Raw genomic sequence first — 3,632 nt, forward strand, 5'->3', positions numbered from 1 at the left:
GACTGACACACCGCTTTCGCGAGCAAGCCCGCTCCCACATTGGGTTCTTTATCGCTGCGGGATCAGTGCCCGCCAACCACCCGGGTCGAGCTCTCGGCATACACCGGCCCCAGCCGGTCAAGGCGCCCGCTCCAGGCCGTCAACGCCAAGGCCACCAACACCACCGAGCCGCCAATCCACGCCGTGTGGATCAAGCCCATGTGGGCGACGATCAGGCCGCCGGCCCACGCGCCACCGGCAATCCCCAAGTTGAACGCCGCGATGTTCAGGCCCGAGGCCACGTCCACCGCATTCGGCGTGTGATGTTCCGCCTGGCGCACCACATACACCTGCAAGCCCGGCACGTTGCCGAAAGCGACCGCGCCCCACACCAGCACAGTGGCCAGGGCCAGCCATGGATTGCCTGCGGTAAAGGTCAGTACAAACAACACGGCAGCGAGCAGGGCAAAGATGATTTTCAGGGCGCTGATCGGGCCGCGTTTGTCGGCCAGCTTGCCGCCCCAGATATTACCGATGGCCACCGAGATGCCATACACCAGCAACACCAGGCTGATGGTGCCGGCGCTGAAGCCGGAGATGTCCTGAAGGATCGGCGCCAGGTAGGTGAACGCGATGAACGAGCCGCCGTAACCCACCGCCGTCATGGCGTACACCAGCAGCAGCCGTGGTTGTTTTAATACTTGCAGTTGTTGCAACAGTGACGCGGGTTTGCTGTGGGCGATGTTTTTCGGTACGTAGAGCAGGCTGCCGATAAACGCGATCAAGCCCAGGGCCGAGACGGCGAGGAAGGTTTCGCGCCAGCCGAAGTGCTGGCCGATAAACGTCCCCAGTGGCACACCGGTCACCAACGCGACGGTCAGGCCGGTAAACATGATGGCAATCGCGCTGGCGGCTTTTTCCTTGGGCACCAGGCTGGTGGCGATCGTGGAGCCAATCGAGAAGAACACCCCGTGGGCCAGGCCGGTGACGATCCGTGCCAGTACCAGGGACTCATAACTCGGCGCTTGCCAGGCCAGCAGGTTGCCGAGGGTGAACAGCACCATCAGCGACAACAGCAGCAGTTTGCGTGGCACTTTGCCGGTGAGGGCGGTGAGTACCGGCGCGCCGATGGCCACGCCCAGGGCGTAGAGGCTGACCAGCAGGCCGGCGGACGGCAGGCTGACGCCAAGGTCGGCGCCGATGGTGGGTAACAGGCCAACGATGACGAACTCGGTCGTCCCGATGGCAAAAGCGCTGAGGGTCAGCGCGAGCAAGGCAATGGGCATGGCTGCAACTCCGGTGGGTTTCAATCAGGAGCGCAGTCTCGGGGTTCGGCTTGTGCGGAAAAAGCCAGGTATTGGCATTTGATATTTGCCTGGGGCGCACGGATCGACGCGCGTGGGGAACGATCAGGCGTCAAACCCGTCAGTTCCTTACAGACCCTTCTGAAGGAGCCCGGTGTTTTGTTGAATTTAAAGACTGTGCTACTGCTCGGCACGCTGCTGTTCTGCGGCAGCGGTGCGCTGCAAGCGGCCACTGCCCCCGCGGCTCCTGCGCCTGCCGCCCCGGCCCAGCCGGAACTTTTGGTAGAAGGCGGCCTGCTCGGCGCCATCAGCTCCAGCATCGATGATGTGCAGGACAAACTCGACCTCAACCAGAACCTGGTCGACGCCTGGCGGCTGCGGGCCGACCGGGCGGCGGATGAGGTGGACAAGCTGGTCAACCAGCCGTCCGAACGTTCCTCGTGGAGCGTGGCCGGGGATTTCCTGTTGTTGTCCGGGGTGTGGATCGGCGCGTTCGCCGCGCTGACCCTGCTGGGGCGCTTTATCGTCAAGCGCCTGAGCCTGCAGCGGCATATCGCACCTCGCCAGCGCCTCCAGGCGTTGCTGGGTTACCTGATTCCCTACACGATACCGGCGCTTATCTGCCTGCCATTGACGCTCTACGTCAGCCACTTCCTGCCCACCTCGGTGGGCCGTGCGCTGGCGCTGTGTTTTGCCTACGCCACCAGCAGCGGCATCTTCTCCACCTCGATCCTGTTGTGCGTGATCGTCATGTTCAACGTCGGCCACAAGCGCCCTGCGGTGAAGATTATTCGGGACTACTGCCCCAAGCCGCTGTTCCTGATCGGCTTCCTTGCCGCCCTCAGCGATGCGCTGACCAGCCCACAGATCGCCCGCCAACTGGGGGGCAATATCACCGCCAGCGTCGCGATCTTCACCGGGCTGTTTGCCTCGGTGATCTTCGGCATGCTGGTGATTCGCCTGCGCCGTCCGGTGGCGCATTTGATCCGCAACCGGCCCCTGGCCCAGCGCCTGAAACACCCGGCGGTGCAGCAATCCCTGCGGGTGTTTTCCGGCCTGTGGTATTGGCCGATCCTGCTGATGGTGCTGGTGTCGGCGATCAACCTGATCGGCGCCGGCGACGACAGCCAGAAAGCCCTGCGCTGCGCACTGTTCACCACGATCCTGCTGATCGGCACGGTGTTTCTCAGCACGGTGTTGCAGCACCTGTTCCAGTCCCGCAGCACGGTGGCGGTCCAGCGCAGCAGCGCCTACAAGGAACGTTTCCTCAGCCTCTTGCACGCGTTGTTGCGCATCGTCATGGCCATCGCCTTTATCGAAATCCTCGGGCGTATCTGGGGCGTTTCGCTGTTTGAGTTTGCCCAGCGCAACTCCGTGGGCCGGGCCATCAGTGATTCCCTGAGCAGCATCGGTTTGATCCTGCTGGTGACCTGGCTGTTCTGGGTGGTGCTCGACACGGCGATTCAGGAAGCATTGAAACCCCCGGTCAACAAACGCTCCAGCCGCCAGCCCAGCACGCGGGTGAAAACCATCCTGCCACTGCTGCGCAACGCAGTGAAAATCATCCTGGTGGTGATCTGCGCGATCACCACCATGGCCAACCTGGGGATCAACGTCGCACCGCTGCTGGCGGGTGCCGGGGTGGTGGGCCTGGCCATTGGTTTTGGCTCCCAGCAACTGGTGCAGGATGTAATCACCGGGCTGTTCATCATCATCGAAGACACCCTGTCGATTGGCGATTGGGTGGTGCTCGACTCCGGCCACGCCGGTACCGTCGAGGGGCTGACCATCCGCACCCTGCGCCTGCGGGACGGCAAGGGCTTTGTGCATTCGGTGCCGTTCGGGCAGATCAAGGCCGTCACCAACCAATCGCGGCAGTTCGCCTATGCGTTCTTCTCGGTGCAGTTCACCTACGACACCGATGTCGACAAGGCCGTGGAACTGATTCGCGAGGCGGGGCAGTCGATCCGCGACGACGTATTCCTCAAGTACAACCTGCAAGGGCCGCTGGAGGTATTTGGCGTCGACAAGATGGACCTCAACGGCGTGGTGCTGACGGCGCAGTTCCGCACGGTGTCGGGCGGGCAATATGCGGTGAGCCGCGCGTTTAACCAGCGCTTGAAAAAGCTTGTGGATAACTGTGCCTTTGTTCATTTCGCGCAAACTTATCCACAGCAGGTGATGCTGCCGCAGCGGGTTGGGCAGCAGGTGGATGAGCCGGAGGAAGAAGTGCCTTCGTCGGTGGTGCTTACCGAGCAGCCTAGAACCCAATAGTTTTGTGTTGAGGCCGCCGGCCTCTTCGCGAGCAAGCCCGCTCCCACATTCGACCGCATTCCAAGGGTGGAACCG

General features: G+C 62.7%; 2 protein-coding genes. One reads left to right on the plus strand and one right to left on the minus strand.

The features are described from left to right. Positions 1 to 62: 62 nt before the first annotated feature. Positions 63 to 1,265: an MFS transporter gene (locus ACW9I6_RS31455; protein WP_457340209.1), complete on the minus strand. Its 1,203-nt coding sequence runs from the start codon at positions 1,263 to 1,265 to the stop codon at positions 63 to 65. Positions 1,266 to 1,442: 177 nt separating this feature from the next. Between ACW9I6_RS31455 and ACW9I6_RS31460 the strand changes: the two genes are divergently transcribed. Next, on the plus strand, positions 1,443 to 3,557 hold the full coding sequence (locus ACW9I6_RS31460; protein ID WP_087692343.1) for a mechanosensitive ion channel family protein: 2,115 nt from the start codon (positions 1,443 to 1,445) through the stop codon (positions 3,555 to 3,557). The last annotated feature ends 75 nt before the right edge of the window (positions 3,558 to 3,632 follow it).

This window comes from Pseudomonas sp. SDO5522_S412 (genome assembly GCF_054071215.1).